This window comes from Pseudomonas sp. dw_612, assembly GCF_018449725.1.
Lineage (GTDB): Bacteria > Pseudomonadota > Gammaproteobacteria > Pseudomonadales > Pseudomonadaceae > Aquipseudomonas.
In genome coordinates, this window is sequence record NZ_JAAVVC010000009.1 from 92,450 (window position 1) to 114,193 (window position 21,744).

The following is a 21,744-nucleotide window of genomic DNA, read 5'->3' on the forward strand; positions in this document are numbered from 1 at the left end:
GAAGGCCCGTTGAAGGGCCTTCTGTTTTTAATCGCGAGCCTCCGTTCCATCCCGGAAAGGAGGCGCGGAGTCAAAGATCTTTCACCAGGCGCAAAGCGTCGTAGATGGCGGCGTGGGTATTGCGAGCTGACACGGCGTCGCCAATCCGGAACAGCTGGAAGCGACCCTCGGGATTCGTGACGATGTTCTGTGCCGTGCCGGCGATCAGGTCATGCTGTTCCACCGCGCCGCCATTGCTGGAGAGCGGACGCAGGTCGAAGTACAAGTCGTCGAGGGGAAGGGTGCCGTGGTTGACCACCACCTGATCGACCACGCGTTGCTTGTGGACCTTGCCGTAATCGCTGCCCAGAGTTGCAACGAACCCGCCATCGCGTTTTTCCACCGTATCGACGCGGTAGGTGACGGTGAAGGTGACGGCCAGGTCCTGCAGGCTGCGCATGTAGGGCACCAGGTTCATGGCCATGACTTCAGGTGCAAAGGAGCGGTCTGGCGTGACGATCTCCACGGTCGCACCGCTTTGCGCGATGACCTCGGCAGCCTGCAGGGCGGCATGATCCCCCGCATCGTCGAAGATCAATACGTTGCGGCCGGGCTTGATGTCGCCGGAAATGATGTCCCAGGTTGAAACCACGAGTTCGTTGCCTGCTCTGAGCACCTCGGTATCTGGCAGGCCGCCGGTGGCAACGATCACCACGTCTGGCTCGAAGGCCTGCACGGTGTCGGCTTCGGCCCAGGTGTTGAAGTGAAACTTCACCCCCAGCCGTTCGCATTGCGCCATGCGCCAATCAATGATGCTGATCATTTCACGCCGCCGCTCGCTCAGCGCCGTCAGACGAATCTGCCCGCCGGGTTGGTCGGCCGCCTCGAGCACCGTCACGTCATGGCCGCGCTCACCGGCGACCCGCGCTGCTTCCAGCCCCGCCGGGCCGCTGCCGACCACCAGCACCTTGCGCTTGATGGCGGCTTTGGGGATGTCGTGGGGCATGGTGGTTTCCCGCCCCGTCGCTGCGTTGTGGATGCAATAGGCCGCGCCGCCCTGGTAGATGCGATCCAGGCAGTAGTTGGCGCCCACGCAGGGGCGAATGTCTTCTTCGCGCTTCTCGATGATTTTGCGCACGATGTGCGGATCGGTCATGTGCGCGCGGGTCATGCCCACCATGTCCACTTTGCCCGAGGCGATCGCGTAGCGCGCGGTGGCCACATCGGGAATCTTCGCCGCGTGGAAGGTCGGGAAGCCTGTTGACGAACGGATCTCGCCCGCGAAGTCGAGATGCGGTGAGTTGCGCATGCCCTGAATCGGGATCACATCGGTCAGGCCGGCATCCGTATCAATATGACCGCGCACGACGTTCAGGAAGTCGACCAGCCCGCTGTCCTTGAGCATGTGAGACACCTGCATGCCCTCGCTGGCCGTGAAGCCACCAGGCAACTCTTCATCACCGGTGTAGCGAACGCCCAGCAGGAAATCTTCGCCGACCCGCTGGCGGATGCCACGCAAGACGTCGAAGGTAAAGCGCATGCGGTTTTCCAGCGAGCCGCCGTAAGGCCCGTCGAGGTCATTGGTCAACGGCGACCAGAACTGGTCCATCAAATGCCCGTAGGCCTGAAGCTCCAGGCCATCGAGACCTGCCGCTTTCATGCGCTCCGCAGCGTCCACATAGTCCTTGATGATCCGCTCGATGTCCCATTCTTCCATTTTCTTCGGGAAGGAACGGTGCGACGCCTCGCGGCGGTGCGAAGGCGACACCACGGGTAACCAGTCGGCCTTGTCCCAGCGGGTGCGACGGCCCAGGTGCGTCAGTTGAATCATCACCGCTGCACCGTGTTCGTGGCATTCATCGGTCAGGTCTTTCAACCATCCGACCACTTCATCCTTGTAGGCGAGCACGTTGTTGAACACCGGTGGGCTGTCCCTTGAGACGGCAGCGGAACCGGCCGTCATGGTCAGGGCGACTCCGGCTTTTGCGCGCTCCACGTGATAAGCGCGGTAAAGATCCTTGGGCATGCCGTCCACAGGATAGGCCGGTTCATGGGAGGTGGTCATGATCCGGTTTCTAAGGGTCAGGTTCTTGATTTTATAGGGTTGCAGCAAGGGATCACTGGACATCGCAGTGCGCTCCAAAGTGGGCTTTATCTGACTCGGTGACTTGAAATTAGGATAAATGTACACCTGTGTCAACGATTGGTGACACAGGTGTACATTTTGCTTGCGTGGCAAAAAATCCAGGATTAACATCCGCCCAATCGAAACTGAGACCTGGATGGAACAGTGAGTGTTTAAAGGTGACGGTTCAGATGTGACTCAGTGAGATGAAGAGGGCGCCGTTGTGCTTTCTGAATCTTCTGTCCTATTGATGTTTTGCAGAGGAAAGCAAAAGTGACAGAGTTATTTGATATTCGTTTGGCGAGCAAACAGACCGCGTTCACTGAAATCCCCGTCATCGATATAGCGTCGCTCATCAACGGTGAAAATCCGCTGCAGGTGGCCGGTCAAATAGGTGATGCCTGCGAGAAGGTGGGGTTCTTTTATATAAAAAATCATGGCATCGATCAGCAATTGATCGATGAGATGTACACCTTCACCAAACGCTTTTTCAAACTTTCGTATGAAGAAAAGAACAAACTCAATATCGTGAATTCCGGCCTGACGCTACGGGGTTACATTCCGATGTACGCGGAAAACGTCGACCCGGCCAATACCCGCGATTTCAAAGAGTGTTTTGATTGTGGAGCCCATTACGATGAGGTTTCTCCCTTTTTTGGCCCGAATCAAATGCCGTCTGCACTGCCGCAATTCGAGCAGGTGGCCGAGGCTTATCATCACGCGGTATTGGCCCTCGCACGAAAGCTGATTGGCGGAATCGCGCTCAGCCTGGGTTTGGTGCAAGACTACTTTGAACAGCGTCAGCGCAAGCCCATCACGATTCAGCGGATTTTGCGTTATCCGCCGCAGATCGGCAGGGTGACCCAAGAGGAGATCGGTATTGGGGCTCACACGGACTATGGTTTCCTGACGGTCCTGTCCCAGGACGCCGTTGGCGGTCTGCAAGTCATGAACCGAGCAGGGGAGTGGGTCACCGCCCCACCAGTTGAAGGCACGTTTATCGTCAATATTGGTGATCTGGTTCAGACCCTCACCAACGATCGCTACACCTCGACCATGCATCGTGTGATCAATACGAGCGGCCTGGAGCGTTATTCAATACCTTTCTTTATTGATTTGGATTACGACGCGATTGTCGAGCCGGTGCCCACTTGTGTGAGTGAGGCATTGCCCGCGAAGTACGACGCGTACACGTGCGGCCAACATAAATTTAAGCGTTTTGTAGATAGCTATGCCCATTTGAAAGGTGCGTAGGGAGGCCGTGTCCGTCGCGGGTTTGCAGTGAAGTTGTAGAACGAGGTGATTCGACATTCAGGAGGAAAAAGCTTCTGCGCGTTGTTGCGCGAGCTCCTTGTATCTGAGCGGTTGCTGCCAGGCCAACTGTGCCTGGACTTCAGCGACTGCTTTTAAAACGCTCTGCGCCCAGTTCTCATCATTCGGATGTACGACCACAACGCGAAAACCGTGGTCATAGCCTTCAATCTGCACACCCTCTGAATCATCGACATGCAAGTCGATATCGAATGCCGGTGGAAATTTCGAAGGGGAGTTCGAAAGCCCATGCGCCGTCAGGGCATGGTTATGCCGAACACTGTTGACCACACCGTCAACGTGGATACCGTACAGCAAGAGCCAGCGCCTGATGTAGGACGGTGTCCGACCGGACGAGGTGTAGACCCAGATGCTGCAACCCTGGCGACGCAGCTCCCGGGTCAGCGAACGTGTACCCATGCGCAACGGTTCGCCCAACCAGCGATGAACACAGACCGGCAACCTGCTGTGCTCGGTTGCGCAGTGGTGGCGCTGGCAGGCTAACGTGTCATCAATATCAAACGAGATACGTATTTGCGGACGCCCGGACAGGCGCATCGGTACAAGACGCTTGATGGCTTGCCATGCCTGACTGCCGCAAATCCGGTATTTGTCGAGTGTCGGAGACCTTTTCATCAAATGCCTCCCAGGTAGACGGGTATGGGTTTATCGCTCAGAAAAAACTCCTCTGGATCAGGGGCCTTTTCTTCCAGGAAAGCTGCATATTTTTTCTTGATCTTGGGCAATTCGTACAATGCCTTGACGCCGTGTTTGGCGGAGTTGCGGATGACCGATGATGGGTTGAAGTAGCCCTCGGCGTTGTCCAGCGTCAGCACGAACGGCGGATGCCCGGCGCGCATGAGCAGATAGGAGACGATGAGCGACCCGCTGCGGTTATTACCTTCAATGAACAATTGCGGTTTGCTGAGGATTCGAACATACACACCGGCCGCTCGCTTCCAGACGGACTCACTGCGATACGCGCAGTACCAGTTGTATAAGTCCTTGATTCCCCCCTCCACGTTGTTGAAGAAGTGTTGCTCGGTGGCCGCCAGGTGTTGAGCGAATTCCAGCCGGCGCGCCGGGTCTCGGCCGCAGAGGACAGTGGCATTGATTTCCAGCATCAGATTCAACTGCTGAAGATCAAACAGGTCGACCCCGCGTGCGACGTAATCGTCGATCAGGGCATAGCCCTCCAGCACGTTTTGCAGCACTTCGTCCGTCAGGGGATCACGTTGTTCGGTGAAGTGCCTGCTGAGTTCGGCAAAACGACTTTGCACCTCACGCAGTGCGCGTTCGATCGCTGGCAAATCAAGACGACGCTTCGCAGACATTGGCAATCCTGATGAAAGAGGGGGGTACAACCGAATGCACGCCAATGCCCGTTGGCCCCTGGCTGCATTCGGTCTGGACCGGAGGGTGGTTGGTCAGCTGAATTTGCCGCTGATGTAGTCGCTGGTCATTTGTTCGCGCGGATTGTCGAAGATCTGGGCTGTGGGGCCCATCTCAACCAGATAGCCGGTACGCGTGCCCTGGGAAATATCCACCGAGAAAAATGCCGTCGTGTCAGCGACACGGATCGCTTGCTGCATATTGTGGGTGACCAGAGCGATGGTGTAATCCTTCTTCAGCTCGACCATCAGTTCCTCGACACGGCGGGTGGCAATCGGGTCGAGTGCCGAGCACGGCTCATCCAGCAACAGCACTTCCGGTTCGGTAGCGATGGCGCGGGCGATACAGAGTCGTTGCTGCTGGCCCCCTGAGAGGGACAGACCGCTGACCTTGAGCTTGTCCTTGACTTCATCCCACAGCGCGGCACCCTGCAGGGCGTGCTTGACGCGGTCACCCAGATCGCCTTGGTAGCGATTGAGGCGCAGGCCAAAAGCAACGTTATCGAAAATGCTCATCGAGAACGGGTTCGGCTGTTGGAAAACCATCCCGATGTAGCGACGCACGACCACTGGATCGACGCCCTTGCCATAAACGTCCTGGCCGAGGAAATGCACATGGCCTTCAAATCGAAAGCCTTTTACCAGGTCATTCATTCGATTGAGGCTGCGCAGCACGGTGCTCTTGCCACAGCCGGAAGGGCCGATGAATCCGGTGATCTTGTTTTTTTCGATCGGCACATGGCTGTCACGTACCGCCATGAAGTTGCCGTAGAAAATCTTGTCCAGTTTGCAGTCCATGACCACAGGTGCCTGGGCCTCGAGCGGGGCGACTTTTTGCGCAGATAATACGTTCACACTATTTGCTCCCATTCTCAAAACTTTGGCTTGCCGAAAATACGGCTGACGATATTCACGATCAGCACGATCATCACCAACACCAGCGACGCAGCCCATGCGAGCTCAAGCTGATTGTCGAACGGCATGCCAGAGAAGTTGTAAATCAGTACGGCCAGCGATGCGGTCGGATTCATGACCGCCAGGCTGCCGTCGTGGAAGATCCAGTAGTTGCTGAACAGGGCGGTAAACAGCAATGGCGCGGTTTCGCCGGCCGCCCGTGCCACCGCCAGCATTACGCCCGTCAGGATCGCCGGCATGCCGGTAGGCAATACGATTTTCCAGATCACCTGCGAGCGGGTGCAGCCCATGCCATAGGCGGCATCCTTCATGATCTTGGGCACCATCCTCATCGACTCTTCAGCGGTAAGTACAACGATGGGCAACATCAGTACCGCCAGTGCCACGCCACCCGCCGGTGCCGAGTAGGTACCGGTGGTCATCACCACCAGCGCGTAGGCAAACACCCCGGCCAGAATGGATGGCAAGCCCGTGAGCATCTTGGCGGCAAAGCGCGCGGCATTTGCCAGCTTGCTGTCCGGCCCTAGTTCAGCCAGAAAGATGGCCGCCATGATGCCGACCGGCACCGCGATCGCGGCCGCGATACCGACCATGACAAAGGTGCCCGCCATCGCGTTGCCGAAACCACCGCCCGTCTCGAACCCGGTCGGAGGCAGCTCGGTGAACACCTCCAGGCTGAGGCGAGCACCACCACGGGTGATCAGCATGTAGAGCACGGAAATCAGGGGCACGCTGGCCAGCAGGGCGCCAGCCCAGACCAGCGTAGTCAGCACCAGACTGCGCAGGGCGCGGCCTTCGAATTTGCGCTGCAGACTTGGCAACGCGGCGGCGGAAGGAGTGAGGTCAGTCATCATTTAGTACCACGTTGGGCATAGACCATAATCATGGAACCGATAATGTTCACCAGCAGCGTGATAAACATCAGTACCAGTGCGGCATACATCAAAACCTCAATCTCGGTCGGGCCCGCTTCCGGGAAATTCAGCGCTAGCAAAGCCGCCAGTGTATTGGCCGGTGCAAACAGAGAAAGGGAAATGTTGTTCGAGTTGCCCACCAGCATGGCCAGGGCCATGGTTTCACCCAAGGCCCGACCCAGCCCCAGCACCAGTGAGCCGAAAATCCCGGTGGCCGCGGAGGGCACCATCACCTTGAGAATCGCTTCCCAGTGCGTGGTCCCCATGCCGTACGCAGCTTGCTTGGTTTTCATCGGAACGCCGGTAAGGGCGTCCTGAGAAACGGCGGCAATCGTCGGCAGGATCATGATGGCAAGCACCAAGGCTGCGGGTAACAGTCCCGGTCCGCTCAAAGTCGTGCCGAAAAAGGGGATCCAGCCAAGCTCGCTGTTTAACCAATCCGTGAGGGGCCGAATGGCCGGAATCACCACGTAGATGCCCCACAGGCCGTAAACGACGCTGGGAATCGCCGCGAGCAATTCGACAATGGTGCGAAAAATGGCTGCAAGCTGGGCAGGCAGGAAATCCTGGGTCAGGAAAATCGCCATGCTGACGCCGAAAAAGCCTGCGATCAGCAACGCGATCAGGGCGCTGTAGAGCGTGCCCCAAATGGCCGGCAGAATGCCGTACTTGCCTTGGTTCACATCCCAGACGGTACCCAAAAGGACGTCCAGACCGTGCTTCTCCATGCCTGGAAGTGCCTTGCGTCCCACCTCGAACACCAAGGCAAATACCAGCGCCAGAACGAGAACCACACCGATGCGCGCCAGCGCGCGAAAGGTGCGGTCAACCAGGAAATCCTTCGCAGAAGGGGGTTGGCATGCAGAGTCCGGATTAACCGGTACGACAAATGGTTTGTTCATGGGCTAATTCCGGAGCGTGGGGGAAATCTCTTCGGCGAGGCTGACAGCACCCGCCGAAAGAGACCTCGCGAGCGTCACTGGATGTTGGCGGAAGCTTTGCGAACCTGATCGACGACCGATTGCGGCAGGGGGATGTAACCCATCGAGTCGGCGATTTTCTGACCTTCAGTCAGACTGTATTCGACCATTGCGCGCATCGCTTTGGCCTTGGCCGGGCTCTCGTTCTGCTTGCGGAAAATCATCCAGGTGTAGGAAGTGATCGGGTAGGACTTGGCACCATCTGGATCGGGCAGCCAGGCCACCAGGCTTTCCGGCATCTTCACTGCAGCCAGGGCTTCTGCACCGCTTTCGGCGTTCGGCACAACATACTGACCGGCCTTGTTCTGCAACTGGGCAAAGTCAACCTTGGCCAGCTTGGCGAAGCCGTATTCAATGTAGCCAATCGCACCCGGGGTCTGGCGTACGGTGGCTGTCACACCATCGTTCTTGGGCGATTTGATGAATTTGTCGCTGGCCGGCCAGTTGACGGTGTTGCCTTCACCCAGCTCTTTCTGGAACGCCGGGTTGATCGCCGCCAGGTGCTTGGTGAATACGGCGGTGGTACCGCTGGAGTCGGCACGCACGACGACGGTGATCGGCGTATCGGTCAGTTTCAGGCCCGGGTTGGCGGCGGCGATCTGCGGATCGTTCCAGCGCGTGATCTTGCCCAGAAAGATGTTGGAGTAAACGTCGCGTGGCAGCTTCAGGCCCTTGGGATTGCCCGGCAAGTTGTAGGCCAGCACGATTTCACCCGCAGTCATCGGCAGCAACTGCGCACCCTCGGCAACCTTGGCAATGTCTTCGTCTTTCATTGCCGAGTCACTGGCCGCGAAATCGACGGTTTTGTTCAGGAAGTCCTGCACACCCGCGCCGCTACCCTTGGATTGGTAATCCACGGTGACGCCGGCGGTTTTCTTGCTGAAATCCTTGAACCAGGTGAGGTAGATCGGTGCCGGGAAACTGGCGCCTGAGCCGGTCAGGCGAACGCTTTCCTCAGCAAAAGCCATGGAGCTGGCACAAAGAGAAACCGCAACGGCGAGTGCAGCAGACTTCATCAAATTTTTCATCGAAGGAACTCCTTGTGATAACGGGCCTCCGAACTCTGCAGCACTTTCGTTAAGCTTTTATGAATGTTGAATTGCAGGAGTAGTCCTGTCGCTTGTGAAACACCGATAGTCAGGCCAAAAAGGTGAGGGCGTATGTTGACGCTACGAATCCAACGGCCTGCGCAGCAAAGCAATCCATTGACCACCTTCGATCAGGCCGGGAGCAGATACGACCCATTTGTACTGAAAGCGTCAACATCCCGAACTTTCGCAGGTTTATTTCGGTCGACAAAAAACGAGCTTCATCTACGCAGACAAGTACAGCTCTGTGTACAAGGCGCCGCAACGGTCCGGCGATGGGTCGGGTACAAGTACAAGAAAGGTGATCGTGATGAATTGTCTAATTTGTGTTGGCGTCGCTGAGCGCATACAGGGTCATGGCCCATGGGAAGAGAGAGATTGTCCGGACTGTGGACGTTATCGAGTTTCTGACGAACTCATTTTGACCTTGATGGAACAAGGCCAGATTTTCGATGTTGCGAAAACTAGAGGTTGGCTGGATAGCAGGCGCATATGCGCCAATCGCGATTTGAGTGGAACCCCCCTGAAACGCAGCAATTCCTACTCCAAACCCTCCTCTTAAGGAAATGAGTGGAGTCCATAACGGTTTTTCCATTCAAGAAACAAAATAAATCATGATTTTCCGCTTGTTTATTTAGGCCCAATTCGTGAGTTGCCACTCATTAATTCAAACCACTCTAAGCGTCCTGCAAAAAATCTAGCTAACCCGTGCCTTCACCTCTCCTGTGTCTCCGCATGCGCCACTCAGAGCACTTGGTTGCCAAGATTTCTGTCAATACTCATAAATTATCCGTCCCCGCTCTCCGAAAGAAATAAGGGGAGAGTGGCAATATATCCATAAATATTCAGCATCGGCTTTTTCTAGCACTTCAAAGTTATTTGCATCTGAATTTTCGACAGGTCTTGACGTTAAATAACATCATTGAGTTCAAATGACTAACTGGAAGTCCTAATCGGCTGTCAATATAACCATAAAGGTATGGGTATTTTTTAGGAATAAAAAATATTCGAAAATTCTAGAGCGCCCGTTACTTGGGGCTTCCAGCGATTTAGTGTGCCAAGTGAAGCTTAGGAAAAAATTTAGTTTACATGTATTGACAGTGCCAAGAGACGCTCTTGACCTTCAAAATGGATTTGGGTTTACTGCTCGCCATCCAATAGCTGGACGGTTACAACCCGCTCTTTAAAAAATCGAAAGTGGTCGATCTAAGGTTTGGCGATTATTGCGTCAAAAAAATAGAAACCATAGATCTGACCACATGTTAGAGGAATGGTAATTGAAAGATCTTCCTGGACATATTTTGGAAGCTTCTAATCTGAAGCTAGATTCAACCAGTACTATTGCCGAAATAAGACGGCATGAGGAGGCGGTTAGGCGATACGAAATTCTCAAGGACTATTTGACAGGAACAATTAGTGCTGATGTAGCTATGGAGATTCTGTGCATCAAGAAGTCTCGCTTTTACAAACTACTGAAATACATGAAGGGAGCTAAAAGTTACAGGGCACTGGTATCGAATGTGACAGGGAGAAAGCCAGGCCTGACAGTGACAGATCCTGAGACATTGAAGTTAATAGAGGAGATGTTCGAGGAACATTACCCTAGCCACAAGACCATCGCTGCGGTTTGGAAACATTGTCAAACTCAAGCCGATAATAGGCGGACGCTTAGGCCGAGTTACCATACCGTTTCGACTTGGATCAAGGCCAAAACAGAGTCGCTTCTTTACGAGATGACTCACACAGGAGACCAAAATAAGCAAAGGTATGGGGCAAAGCCCGGTTATAAAGCTACTAAGAAGCCGTTGGAGTGGGTGCAGATTGACCACACTGTTGTCGATCTTATGGTAGTGGATGAGGAAGACAGAACGGTCGTCTTGGGACGTCCTTACATAAGTTTAGCGGTTGATTTGCATACACGTGTGATACTGGGTTTTTACGTTTCATTACTTCCGCCAAGCGCTGTATCTGTTGCAATGCTTATGGAAAACTGCGCCTTGCCCAAAGCGGAGTTTCTGAAAAGCCTAGGACTCCCCGAACACCTGCTTCCCTACTACGGATTGGCGGAAGTCATCCACACTGATAATGCAAAGGAGTTCATATCTGACGTATTCGTCCTCAACGCCAAGGACTTTGGCATTGACGTTGAGCATCGAGATATTCCCGAAAAACACCAAGGTGGCCATATTGAAAGTCTGATTGGAAAGTTGATGATCCACACGATCCATCCGCTGCCAGGCACCACAGGCTCCAATGCTCAGCAGGGTAAACATCTGAAAAGTAACAAGAAGTCTGCAATAGGGCTAACTGGGCTGCGCCGTATGCTGGCCTATACTCTACACGCCTACCATCAGACGAAACACTCGGAGCTAAATAAGACTCCCGCGCAAGCATGGGAGGGTCACTTTTCTAAAAAACCGAACAGTCGGGTTTTGGAAACTTCCCAGTATGAAGACTTCAAATACCGGTTTTACCCAGAAGTGTCTAATAAGAAAGTCGTGCCGGGAGGTATTGAGATTTTTCGCAGATTTTATTACGGTCGCTTACTTAAGGACAGGGTTCGCGACGAGGTGACAGTTAAGTATGATCCACACGATTTGAGTTTCATTTACGTAAAACTTGGCGAGATTTTCGAGAGAATTCCTTGTGTGCGCAATAGTTTCTGTAGGAGTTCGGACTATGAGATATACCGTTGGCAGCGCCAGCAGAAGGGAGATCGAGATGGCACCATGACGAAGGAAGGAGCGCAGTCTTATGGTGAAATTACAAAGCAGAAAAATAAGGAGGTAAAATTAACTACTCAGGAAAAGCGCAGGAGGAAAACGGTAAAAGGAAAAGCTGACTATAAAAAACAAGCAGGTTTACACGGCAAAAAATTAGAAGGTGACAGCACACTGAGCCGTATTACTCCGAACACGCCCAGCACTATCGGCAAGGCAAATCAAACCGGCAAGTCATCTAAGAAGTCGAATATTTTTGATATTGGCGGTTTCTTCAAAAAGACCGAAAATGTTGACTACAACCAACCTCCAACTTTTTACGATAGCAACTAATTAAACGCTTATATTGTATTTAACCTGAGCGCATGGGCTGATCTTTGTTGTCTATTATTTAGACATCAGTCTAGAGGCATTCATGCGCTCACACTTTTGTGAACTCCCATGACAGATTACTCGCACGTACACCCGGCATCTCAAATTCACTTCAATGAGCCAGACGATGTTCGTCTTATCACCTGTTCCAACGATTTCTGGGTGCACCATCCTAACGCTCAGAAAATCATACTAAGGATGGAAATGGCAATGAAGATGCGGAACAAGATCAACGCACCCAGTATGCTCGTTACATCTCCTGGAGGAGGAGGCAAAACTGCCTTGATTGGTGAGATGAAGGCCCGGAATGCGACGAATGAAAACAAAATGATCTTCGTGACCATGCACCAAAGCCCTAACGGCTACTCACTAAAGGATCTTATCCTGGGCGAACTTGGTTTGGGGGTAGGGCGAAGGGCGCGGCAAGGCCATAACATTACTCCTGAACTTCAATACATCATCAGGACTGAAAATATTCGCGCCATCGTTATTGATGAAATTCATGATGCACTAACATTAACCGAGCTTCAGCAGCGCATCAATCTTTCGCTTTTGAAGAATTTGTCTGGCTCCACCTATGGCCTCTCGGTGTTTGCGTTCGGGGTTCCAGATGCAGCGCGTGTACTTCGGCAGGATCCTCAGCTTGAACGTCGATATCCCGTGGTGGCCCTAAATGGGTGGGAAAATGGCCCAGAGTTTCGCAACTTTGTGTCCAGCTATATCCACCATTTGCCACTGAAGAAAAAAACCAACTTCCAGGATCAAGTGCTCTTCCTGAAAATCATGAAAAAAGGGCAGGGTATCACCGACAACGTGGTGAAAATCCTGCAGGCATCGGCGATGGCCAGCATCATTGATGGTACCGAACACATCAACCACCTTCACCTTGATAACATCGATGAGATCATGGCGAATTTTAACTATGCACTTCGTGGCGCAGAGATGCCCCCGGAAGAAGAGGAGCAGTCTGCATAAGATGAAGCATGATCTGTCACTTTTTAAAAAACGCCAGATCGCCCGCGCAGTACTGGAAGGCCTCCACGGCTTCCAGTATCTCTGGCCTGAGCGCAGAGACGTTATCGAAGCTTTGGACAGCGTAGCCAATTCCGATGAAGCCATTTTTCTGATGTTGCGGGGGGCGGCAGGGGCAGGAATAAGCTCAATACTTAAAGAGTTCGCTTCGAAATACCGTAGCCAGGTAATTTTTGTGACGCCGCGTCTTTATTCAAAACGGCTAAACATGATTGGCCAAGTACTTCACGCTCTTTTTCCATATAGCAATTTTCGGAGCCACAAATACGTACCGAACAGCTTGATGCAATTCCGTCGGGCCGCGCGAAAAATTATTATTTTCGACGATTTGGATATCATTTCTAACCAAAACGATACGCATGAGGTTCTCTTTGACCAGCTCCAACAGCTCGCACGATGCCCAAGTGAATTCAAGATCATTATGTCTACGAGGGACAAGAGGTTGCTCGGTGATTACTGCCGGGTTAGGAGCATCAAAAGCATGGTTGTTCCAGTGTCTGGAATAATATCGGCAGCCGATGTAAAAGACGTTGTTCGAGGGTTTTACGACTGGTGCAATGGGCAATACGATACTTGCGTTCAATTTCCCTGCATCTCTCAACTCTTCAAACGTGAGCAAGATATGCCTATCGACCGTATTATTTATTCGTGTGAAACCATTTTTTGCTCTGAACTTTTGAAGATATCAAACAGTTTCAACGAGAAGATGCCAGATTTTACAAAAAACCCATCCACTTCTGAGTCGCTTTATCATTTGTCTGACCTTCGTCATGCCATTGAATATGAGGCGTTCGGCTGACACAGCTCAAGCACAGTGTCCGCAAATTACGCTACGCAAATGACAGCGTCGCCAACGATTTACTTTCCAACAAAGGAACAGCACCAGTGAATTCGACAAAGCCCGTAGTGCCGGAACCACTAGCAGACGAAACCCTATCTTCATGGATGTGGAGAGTGAACTCTCAAATACCTATTATCTCCCATGTGCGATTCAGTTCGCCGGAAGGCGAGATCAAAAATCGCGACTCAATGGAACTCTGGGCTGAACGGTTTGAAGATCGTGATCTATTGAATGAAAACGTTTATGTTGAGTTATTCAAAAAAACATTCAATATCTCTCAGAGTTGGTTAAGTGAGCGATTTCCTGAATTCAGTCGACCGACCATACCGACCCAGTTCAGAAGGGCGTTTTGTTCGCAATGCTTTATGGCGTCCTTCGAACAGGTAGGCACTCCGATCAGTAAGGTTCAGTGGTTCTACCTAACCAAGCCATTCTGTGATTTACATCATATTCCACTGCACGACTCTTCGATTTTTTTTATAAATCATGACGATTACACAATTCAGGCATTTGTGTCCTACTGGGATGAGCCTAAGTTTAAGGAGAACTGCGATGCCATCTGTGACGTCTGGAGGATGAGGAATAGCCTGGCGCTAAAAGCACAACAGCGCTTGCACAAACTGACTAGACTTGCGTCCAAATCTGGACAGAGTTTCAATGTTCAGATGTTCATGGTGACACTAATGAGGGCCATGATGAGTCCTGCGCTCCATCACGGCTATCCCAGAATCGCATTTCATCATTGGGGTGGCAGCGACCCGTATGCGGGCCTGGGGTTTCATGGCGATTTCTACCAGGAAATCTATCGAAGCACTTCGTTGGCTCGGGTGTACGCTCTTTATTTTAGCGCCATTATTTTGGGCTGGATTACCAGTGAACAAGCGCGGAAGACTCTTCATGAAGGTTATTTTTCACCTTGGAGCACTGACGCGATATGGTCAATACTCGACAAGACATCAGGAATTCTGAGCTTGCTTTTTTCTGAACTTAAGCTTTATGAAACTTCATACCTAAACTTAAAATCTATGGAGATCCCTAAATTGATTCGGATTCGTTACGATGCGTAAGATCAGTACACTCACTTGGGTGCCGGGGTGTCTAGTGCATCGCCCTGGTACCTTTTCGTATCATCACTTCGTTGTTGTCTTGCATGTGGACTTGATTACCTTGGAGATCCTAACCTACTCTATCCAATTCAAGGAAGGGTGTGATGATATATCTAAGCCATCCTTGATCAATACATTGAATCCTCACGGTTTCTGGTTGTGGCAAGCAGATCAATGTGATTTGAATAGGCATACGGCGTCGGTTTTGGCGTCACCAAGACTTGCCAGGGGGGATTTCGACAGTTTTGGCCCTCTTCGCGTCATCCGGAAATTTCCATCCGCTAAATTGGGCCTCTTAGCCAATCGCCTCATGAAAAGTTTTTACGATTTAAACGCCAGTCACCTCGGTCATCTCTATAGTCCCATACGGACTTCCAACAATCTTCTACTCCAAAGAATCAACCGCTCGGTTGAATACGCTAATGGATTTTGCACCACCCAGGGCTGATTTATCTGTTGCTCACCGACAATAAAAAGTCTTCGTTCAATATGTACGACGTCAAATCAAATATGAGTTTTCCTGCGCAAACCGCCGGCATTATGAATCAAGGCCGCGACGTAGGCACAGCGGACGGCTCCGACGTTGGAGCATTAAACCTGCTGCGCACTTATTCGTTGCATCGGAATAGCCCCGTAATCCACCTTGCGAAAAATGGACGGCTCGCTCAGGAATTTAGTCTGGGAGTGTTGACACTGTGTTCCTGTCCGACGCGTGGCGGTGCCATGCACACATTGAACTCGACCAGTGAGGCGAGGCCGGCGACGGGTTTCTGATTTGCCGATGCTGTTGGCAGGGCCACACCTTTCTCGACTCTGGCATCTAGTCGCATAATCAGGTTTGACTTCGGAAATAGAATGGGGGCACAGGATCGTGGTTCAGATAAGTGCCTTGGTTTGGGTTTACCTAGCGTTTACAAAAAAATTCGCTCAAAACAAAGGAAATTAGACATATTTATGCGGAGACGCATTTGATTGTTATCCAGTGCAAGCTGGATCATTTTCTGTTTTTTTTCCAGTACTCTCGTACAGACGACAATGCTAATCCCAACTGTGCCGCTGCCTGCTGCTGAGTCGCGCCGGTCGCCTTAAGATCTAGCACGGCTCTCTCATTCTCAGCATTCAACGGCTTACCCCGACCTCGCTTTATAAGCGAGCCATCCCCGTCAAATTGCTCACTGAGCGCTTCCGTTCCTCCAGCGGTTTGGAAATTTGAAACCTCGATTGCAGATCCACGGATCACTTCAAGAGGCTGCTTTCCCTCTTGGCGAGCAATGCACAAAGTAAGCATCGCCACTGGACTCATTTCAAGCGACTCAGCCAGCTCTGCAAATTTCTCGAGTGTGATGCTCGTTTCAGCATTCTCCAGAGCACTTACCTTACGCCGGTGGGTGGCGTCCGAGACGTCGGCATACCGGGCATGTCGTACTGCGCGGAGCGCACGAAGCACCCCTGCAAATGCGGTTCTCAATTCCATGACTTGCCCAAAACTCAGGATATAGCCACAATTGACCCGCACGAATAAACGTCAATACAGTGTATTATTCGCAAGTCACGGCCAACCTTAGCGTCAGCCATCTCGTGATGGTTGCACCGTAGTGCACTGACCCTTGCCCTCAACCCTCAACCCTCAATGCATCGCCGTCGCGATGGATTCAACGAGAAACCGATGTTTAGAACAGACGATAATGATTTGGCAGGCGTCCCAGGAGTTTTCGGGCAGGGCCTTGCGCACTGGCATGCAGTTTCCAGGATGCTCAGGAAGCATTGGTTCCACCTTTCCGTCAAAATGATCGTGAAGGGCAGGGCGCAAGAGTTTGAGCTGATGGTCAATGACGAACCAAAGCTCCATCAAGTGCTCCAGTCCCAAGACGATGAGGTCTTCGTCAAAGAGATTCAGATTGTCACCCCGGCCAACATGAATGGTGGCGACGCTTGGCGGATGGAGAAGGTCGAGAGCTTGGCCTTGGGGCAAGATTCAGATGGTGACGCCGTCAGTGTAGTGACGGTTGAGGGCGGCTCGATTTATCACGACTCGTATCGCTCCAGCCTGGATGTAAAGACGTTGACCAACGTGCGCACTCTTTACAATCGCAACGCTGGGCGAGGCGTGCACTGACTCGTCAGAGGTGCAGGGGGAATGGCTATCGCGGACGATAACGAGCTGTTGAATGATGACCATGCTTTTATAGACGGCTTATCGCTGAGCCTGGATGAGGCTCGTGAGCTAGTGTCTGAGCGCTTTCCGAGGAAAGCTTATTGCGTGGTCGAGCAGTGGACTCTTTTTCAGGCAGACGTATCCGCTGATGATCTGGCCAAGATTCACGCCGCTGGGCATCTTCCATTGGTGGTCTTTGCCCATCGAGTAATAGAAGATAGCCGTGGTCGCTTTCAGCCAGGCGATTGGGTGCGGTCGAGTATGTGCACATCGTCCGACGGTAGCATCCTGGCTGAGACGAAGAACACGGTGTATGTATTGGTCGGCCCAGGTCGACTTCAAACGGCGAGTCTCAAAACGATTTTCTCTTTTTTCTGATCGCGTATAGCAGTGGTCAGTCCATCTGGTAAGGACACTTCATGCCCGGCTCCATCGATGTAGATTTTCACAGCAAACAGCATTCTGACTTTGATCTCCAGTGCATAGCCGGAGCCGTTTCCCAAGGCTTCGCTGAACCGGTTACTGCATACCTCACTGAAGCCTTCATTAAGTCCCGGACATGTGTTGGAGTCCTATTCGGACATCAGGGCGACGACCCTCACGGAAGGTTCGAAGACTGCCGGGTTATTCAAACCGGTGTTGTGGTGATGGCTCAGAAGGAAGGGGGTTATTGGGTCTTATCAGATGAGGTGGGCAGCAGGTACGTGCTTGTAACATTTCGACCGGATGGTGGAAGCGAGAGTTTGCTGAATTATCTAAAAACGGCAGAACCTCAACTGGAGCTACCTTGCTGAGCTGAACATGAACGATATTCCTTCAAACGGCCATGCCTTACCTGAAATCAAGATTGAAGAGTTCAGAGCGCGCTATCCGCAGCTTTTCTCGGATCCTAGAGTCGATGAGATTTTCTGTGATCCAGGTTGGCGCGATCTTCTTTTGTCCCTTTGCGACACCTTGCAGTCGCATCTAACACGGCATCCTGATGTCATGCCGGTGACTGTCGCCCAGATCAAATCGAAATTTGGCGAGCTTCATTTCTTTTATGACGGTGGTGACGCGTATTGCCGTGGAGCAGTTGATTTGGCAGCCGGGCTTTCGCTGAAAACTTGTGAAAGGTGCGGGGCTCCTGGCAGCCTTGTCGGAGGGCAGTGGGTTAGCACGCTGTGTTCGACCCACGACGGTAGCAGTACCGAATAAAGCCGTAGGATCCGACTCGTTTAACTGGGCTGGCGTGCCGCTTTCGCGGATGGCTGTCGTGAACCGAGCCACTCCGCGTCTCGGCCCTGCCGGGCTTCCATCCTGACGTCTTCGGCCATAGGCCTGCGCGCTCCGCTTACGTGGGGCGCTGATCGGTGCTAACGATTTTTAGATTTGAAATTGAAGCGAATTTGAATGTCCTTCACCTGGGAGGGTGGATGGTTCTCAGTCCTTCGGCTTTAAACATGAGGCTGGAAAATTTACTCACTCGATCATCACGCTTTGGTAGTAGCCAGGCCACATTGAGCGAAGCGTTACCTTGCATAAGCTCGTTGATAACATTTTCTTCTTATTAGAGATTCTGACAATTCTTCGACCCGCAATCACGTTACCCACCACTGCCTCAGATGGCAGAACCCATATCCAATTCGTCATCCTTCGCTCTCATCAAATCGCCCAAGTCGAATCACAGCCTACCAAACCCAAAGCAGCGGCATGCAGCGGTCTTTCTGCGAAAATCAGTTTTTTGATGTCACTAACCGCGACTCGACGGACGAATTAAGTACAGTAATGTATAGATCTGCTGGGCTAGTGTCTGCGACTTGACTTTTAGAGAGAGAATTTTCAGTATTGCCACTGCGCCAATGACGGTGGCGTTCAGCCCTAGCTAGATAAAGCCTCTGCACCGTTGCTTCAACTTCTTCATCCCAGCCATCTCGAATGGTCAACGGAATACTAGGGTTCAACGTTGGCCGTGAGAGGTTTGGCCATGAGTCGTTTTGTTACCCCCTCCCTCAGTGCTTTCAAGTCGGATGCAGCTGTCCTGCTTCGCGATTTCCGTGACGGTTGTCCTGATGCCACCAAAAGGCTTGCTCGGTATTTGTCTCGTCCCAAGACAGAAATCAAGCTCGCGACATGCCTGCGAGCCATCGCCAGAGAATACGAGACCACATACGAGGAAATCACAGCTGAAGAGCAGCTGATTTCTAGGTACGCGCAGCATTCCTATGCGCAGGGGTACTGGAGGCAGCCCTACAGCGGCGAGTTTCGTCGTGCTCGATTCCTGCTTCAGTTTGATGCGCTTATTGAGTGCCTACGAGATCAGGTGCCCCTTGCCGTCGCAGCCAAAAAAAGAAATGTAGATTTCAGTGGCTTTCACTTCAGCAGCCTGCTTTTCAGCAGAATCAGCCTAGTGCTTGATCGGAAAAAACTTCCGGACTTCAGCAATCTTCAAGCGCCAGGAAGTCTTGTGCACTCGCACTGGATATTGGACGTAAAGAGTTTTAGAAAATCCAATTTCAGAGATGCAAAATTCTATTCGATTAGCGTCGATCCGTTGGTACTCCCGGGGGTCAATTGTTGGATGGCAGATTTCGACAATGCCGACTTAACTGGAGCGGATTTTCGTGGATCCTACCTTCGAGGTGCGAGTTTTTGTAGCGCGAATTTGGAAGGAGTGGATTTTCGAAATGCCAATATTTTCGAATGCAATTTCAACCGTGCTCAACGGGCGTTTGTGAGCGGTAACGTTCCAGACGATGATTGGGACGTAGGCCCATGTGGGGCTGTTATTGCTGACGATGACCTTAAGTCTTAGTCAGGCCGAAAAATAGCCAAGGCGCTGTGGTGATATTTCGTTACTCGACTAATCTCAGCAATCTTCCTGCTCGCGTGAGGTTAGCCATGACCCCGCGCGAAGTAGGCGAGAGGCTTCTCAGCATTCGCCGTCTCCATTCTGTGATTAGTGCAGACGAAAGAAGTGGGCCAGTCGGTAAGAAATCATCGAGTGTCGAATCTCCGGCTTTTCATATGGACGCTAACCGTGAAGGACTGACTTATGCGAATTGCAAAGCTTGAAGTCCAAAACTTTCGGGGTATTAAACTATTAGTCTGGTCTCCCGGGTCTCAAGCGCTGTGTTGCATTATTGGCCCAGGCGACAGTGCAAAAACCACCGTCTTGGATGCGGTTGAAGCGTCATTGTCGTCGAGGTGGTTCACATTCAATGAAGCAGACTTCCATGAGGGAGACACTCAGTCCGTCATAAAAATCGAGGTCACGATAGGGGAGCTATCTAAGGCGTTACTCTCCGACCAGCGGTTTGGCTTGTACATCAGAGGCCTGAGATCTGATGGAATTATTCATGACGAACCAGCGGCAGATCATGAGCCGGTACTGAGCGTCAGGCTCACTGTCGACGCGACCATGGAACCGGTGTGGGAACTCGTTTGCGACCGTTATCCAACACCGCGTGTTCTATCCAACCGTGATCGCTCTCTCTTTGGAGTGGTGCGCCTAGCCGGGGAAGAAGCTCGTCATCTGACCTGGGGGCAGGGCTCTGTACTTGCTAGGATGACAGGCGACCAAGAGGGCGCTGCGCAGCAACTTGCAGAGGCGTATCGGGTCGCTAAGCAAACAGCCAATCTGTCATCAATTCCCTCGCTGGTAGCGGCAGCCGAACGTGCTGAGCAATTGGCCAAGGAGTTAGGCGCATACGTTAAGGAAGGCTTTGCTCCGGATCTTGAGCTCGGTAGAGGCGGATTTAGCTCAGGATCTATCGCGCTGCATGATGGTACGACACCACTTAGGCTGTCCGGCCTAGGCACGCGTCGATTAGCAACTCTCGCAATCCAGCGAGCCTCGATCATGGAAGGAGCCATCGTCCTGGTTGATGAGTTGGAGCAGGGACTTGAGCCTCATCGTGTTCTTGGAGCGGTTTCGGCCCTTCGGACGGCCCATGAGCGAGCATTCACTGCACGCGTTGCGACAGGTCAACTCCTGATTACGACCCACTCGGATGTAGTACTTTCAGAGCTGAAGAGCGAATCGATCTTTGTAATGCGTCGGTTCAATGGTCTCGCATGGATCAATCAGGCGCAGACGGATGCGTTGGCTAAAGTCCTGAAGCACGCGCCTAGAGCCTTATTCGCTCGCAGGATCCTTGTCTGTGAGGGCGCCACTGAACTTGGCCTGATTCTCGGGCTGCGAGAACTCTACAGGCCTCGCCACAATGATGTTCCAGTTGAGCATCTTGGATCGGCTATCGTCGATGGTAATGGAGCAGCCGCCCCTTCACTCGCACTCGCGCTGGCAGGATTAGGGTATAGCACCGGATTGTTTCGAGACTCTGATCGGCGTTTACCTGCGGCAACCTCCGCGAGTCTCCAGCAGATAAACGTGGCAGTTTTCGAGTACGGGGACGACCTTTGTACTGAGCAAGCCATTTTGCAAGCAAGTTGGCCTGACATCGTTGATATGCTGCTTAGAGCTACGACGAATACGTTGGGGTCAGCGACTATCCTGGCGCAGCTGAGACCTTCGTTTCCAGGCAGTGATGTAACCGCACCCTTTGCTAACTGGATTCCCGCAGCGCCGGGGAGTGGGGGAAACCAATCTCGCATTGCGGAGCTTGCGGTTCAGTACAATTGGTTCAAGTCGGAAGAGCGGGGACGCGCCATCGCACCTTCTGTTAATCAGCTTGTAGAGCAAGGCCAACCCAGCCGATTGTCTCTTTGCCTTAAAGCAATAGAGCGGTGGCTGTATGTCCAGTGACCTTGATTGGCTCTTCAACTTGAGTTGTCGCTCAATCGTAGCTCCAGCCGGATATGGAAAAACGGAGA

General features: G+C 52.4%; 18 protein-coding genes. 10 read left to right on the top strand and 8 right to left on the bottom strand.

Going from position 1 to position 21,744, the window contains the following annotated elements:
• Window positions 1-70: 70 nt before the first annotated feature.
• Window positions 71-2,107 (bottom strand): NADH:flavin oxidoreductase, encoded by a 2,037-nt coding sequence (locus HB680_RS15920; RefSeq protein WP_213939575.1) that lies wholly within the window; start codon window positions 2,105-2,107, stop codon window positions 71-73.
• Between the two features lie 270 nt (window positions 2,108-2,377).
• Here HB680_RS15920 and HB680_RS15925 point away from each other — a divergent pair, with 270 nt between their 5' ends.
• Window positions 2,378-3,358 carry a 2-oxoglutarate and iron-dependent oxygenase domain-containing protein gene (locus HB680_RS15925; RefSeq protein WP_213939576.1) on the top strand — a complete coding sequence of 327 codons (981 nt, stop codon included), beginning with the start codon at window positions 2,378-2,380 and terminating at the stop codon, window positions 3,356-3,358.
• A 57-nt stretch (window positions 3,359-3,415) separates the two neighbouring features.
• On the opposite strand, the gene HB680_RS15930 is transcribed toward HB680_RS15925, so the two are convergent.
• The 6 genes from HB680_RS15930 to pstS all read right to left on the bottom strand — a co-directional run bounded on the left by HB680_RS15930 (window position 3,416) and on the right by pstS (window position 8,643).
• Window positions 3,416-3,973 (bottom strand): hypothetical protein, encoded by a 558-nt coding sequence (locus HB680_RS15930; RefSeq protein WP_213939684.1) that lies wholly within the window; start codon window positions 3,971-3,973, stop codon window positions 3,416-3,418.
• Between the two features lie 77 nt (window positions 3,974-4,050).
• Window positions 4,051-4,749 carry a hypothetical protein gene (locus HB680_RS15935; RefSeq protein ID WP_213939577.1) on the bottom strand — a complete coding sequence of 233 codons (699 nt, stop codon included), beginning with the start codon at window positions 4,747-4,749 and terminating at the stop codon, window positions 4,051-4,053.
• Window positions 4,750-4,842: 93 nt separating this feature from the next.
• Window positions 4,843-5,604: a phosphate ABC transporter ATP-binding protein PstB gene (pstB, locus tag HB680_RS15940; protein ID WP_218232072.1), complete on the bottom strand. Its 762-nt coding sequence runs from the start codon at window positions 5,602-5,604 to the stop codon at window positions 4,843-4,845.
• Between the two features lie 74 nt (window positions 5,605-5,678).
• Window positions 5,679-6,572 (bottom strand): phosphate ABC transporter permease PstA, encoded by an 894-nt coding sequence (gene pstA, locus HB680_RS15945; protein ID WP_213939579.1) that lies wholly within the window; start codon window positions 6,570-6,572, stop codon window positions 5,679-5,681.
• Window positions 6,572-7,537 carry a phosphate ABC transporter permease subunit PstC gene (gene pstC / locus HB680_RS15950; protein WP_213939580.1) on the bottom strand — a complete coding sequence of 322 codons (966 nt, stop codon included), beginning with the start codon at window positions 7,535-7,537 and terminating at the stop codon, window positions 6,572-6,574. Before pstC ends, pstA begins: the two co-directional genes overlap by 1 nt.
• A 74-nt stretch (window positions 7,538-7,611) precedes the next feature.
• Window positions 7,612-8,643 carry a phosphate ABC transporter substrate-binding protein PstS gene (gene pstS, locus HB680_RS15955; RefSeq protein WP_213939581.1) on the bottom strand — a complete coding sequence of 344 codons (1,032 nt, stop codon included), beginning with the start codon at window positions 8,641-8,643 and terminating at the stop codon, window positions 7,612-7,614.
• Between the two features lie 1,337 nt (window positions 8,644-9,980).
• On the opposite strand from pstS, the gene HB680_RS15960 reads away from it, so the two are divergent.
• From HB680_RS15960 to HB680_RS15975, 4 genes are all read left to right on the top strand, one after another.
• On the top strand, window positions 9,981-11,756 hold the full coding sequence (locus HB680_RS15960) for a Mu transposase C-terminal domain-containing protein (protein WP_213939582.1): 1,776 nt from the start codon (window positions 9,981-9,983) through the stop codon (window positions 11,754-11,756).
• 108 nt (window positions 11,757-11,864) lie between these two features.
• On the top strand, window positions 11,865-12,770 hold the full coding sequence (locus HB680_RS15965; RefSeq protein WP_256735552.1) for a TniB family NTP-binding protein: 906 nt from the start codon (window positions 11,865-11,867) through the stop codon (window positions 12,768-12,770).
• A 1-nt stretch (window position 12,771) separates the two neighbouring features.
• Window positions 12,772-13,626: a hypothetical protein gene (locus tag HB680_RS15970; RefSeq protein WP_213939583.1), complete on the top strand. Its 855-nt coding sequence runs from the start codon at window positions 12,772-12,774 to the stop codon at window positions 13,624-13,626.
• Between the two features lie 86 nt (window positions 13,627-13,712).
• The gene (locus HB680_RS15975) at window positions 13,713-14,735 is read left to right on the top strand and encodes a hypothetical protein (protein ID WP_213939584.1); all 1,023 of its coding nucleotides are present in this window, start codon (window positions 13,713-13,715) and stop codon (window positions 14,733-14,735) included.
• 1,033 nt (window positions 14,736-15,768) lie between these two features.
• On the opposite strand, the gene HB680_RS15980 is transcribed toward HB680_RS15975, so the two are convergent.
• Complete coding sequence (locus tag HB680_RS15980; RefSeq protein ID WP_213939585.1) at window positions 15,769-16,248, bottom strand: XRE family transcriptional regulator; 480 nt, start codon at window positions 16,246-16,248, stop codon at window positions 15,769-15,771.
• Window positions 16,249-16,440: 192 nt separating this feature from the next.
• On the opposite strand from HB680_RS15980, the gene HB680_RS15985 reads away from it, so the two are divergent.
• The 5 genes from HB680_RS15985 to HB680_RS16005 all read left to right on the top strand — a co-directional run bounded on the left by HB680_RS15985 (window position 16,441) and on the right by HB680_RS16005 (window position 21,676).
• Window positions 16,441-16,890: a hypothetical protein gene (locus HB680_RS15985; protein WP_213939586.1), complete on the top strand. Its 450-nt coding sequence runs from the start codon at window positions 16,441-16,443 to the stop codon at window positions 16,888-16,890.
• A gap of 21 nt (window positions 16,891-16,911) precedes the next feature.
• Complete coding sequence (locus tag HB680_RS15990; RefSeq protein ID WP_213939587.1) at window positions 16,912-17,307, top strand: hypothetical protein; 396 nt, start codon at window positions 16,912-16,914, stop codon at window positions 17,305-17,307.
• 423 nt (window positions 17,308-17,730) lie between these two features.
• Window positions 17,731-18,126, top strand: a complete 396-nt coding sequence (locus HB680_RS15995) for a hypothetical protein (RefSeq protein ID WP_213939588.1) — start codon at window positions 17,731-17,733, stop codon at window positions 18,124-18,126.
• Window positions 18,127-18,895: 769 nt separating this feature from the next.
• The gene (locus tag HB680_RS16000; RefSeq protein ID WP_213939589.1) at window positions 18,896-19,723 is read left to right on the top strand and encodes a pentapeptide repeat-containing protein; all 828 of its coding nucleotides are present in this window, start codon (window positions 18,896-18,898) and stop codon (window positions 19,721-19,723) included.
• Between the two features lie 240 nt (window positions 19,724-19,963).
• The gene (locus HB680_RS16005) at window positions 19,964-21,676 is read left to right on the top strand and encodes an AAA family ATPase (RefSeq protein WP_213939590.1); all 1,713 of its coding nucleotides are present in this window, start codon (window positions 19,964-19,966) and stop codon (window positions 21,674-21,676) included.
• Window positions 21,677-21,744 lie beyond the last annotated feature (68 nt).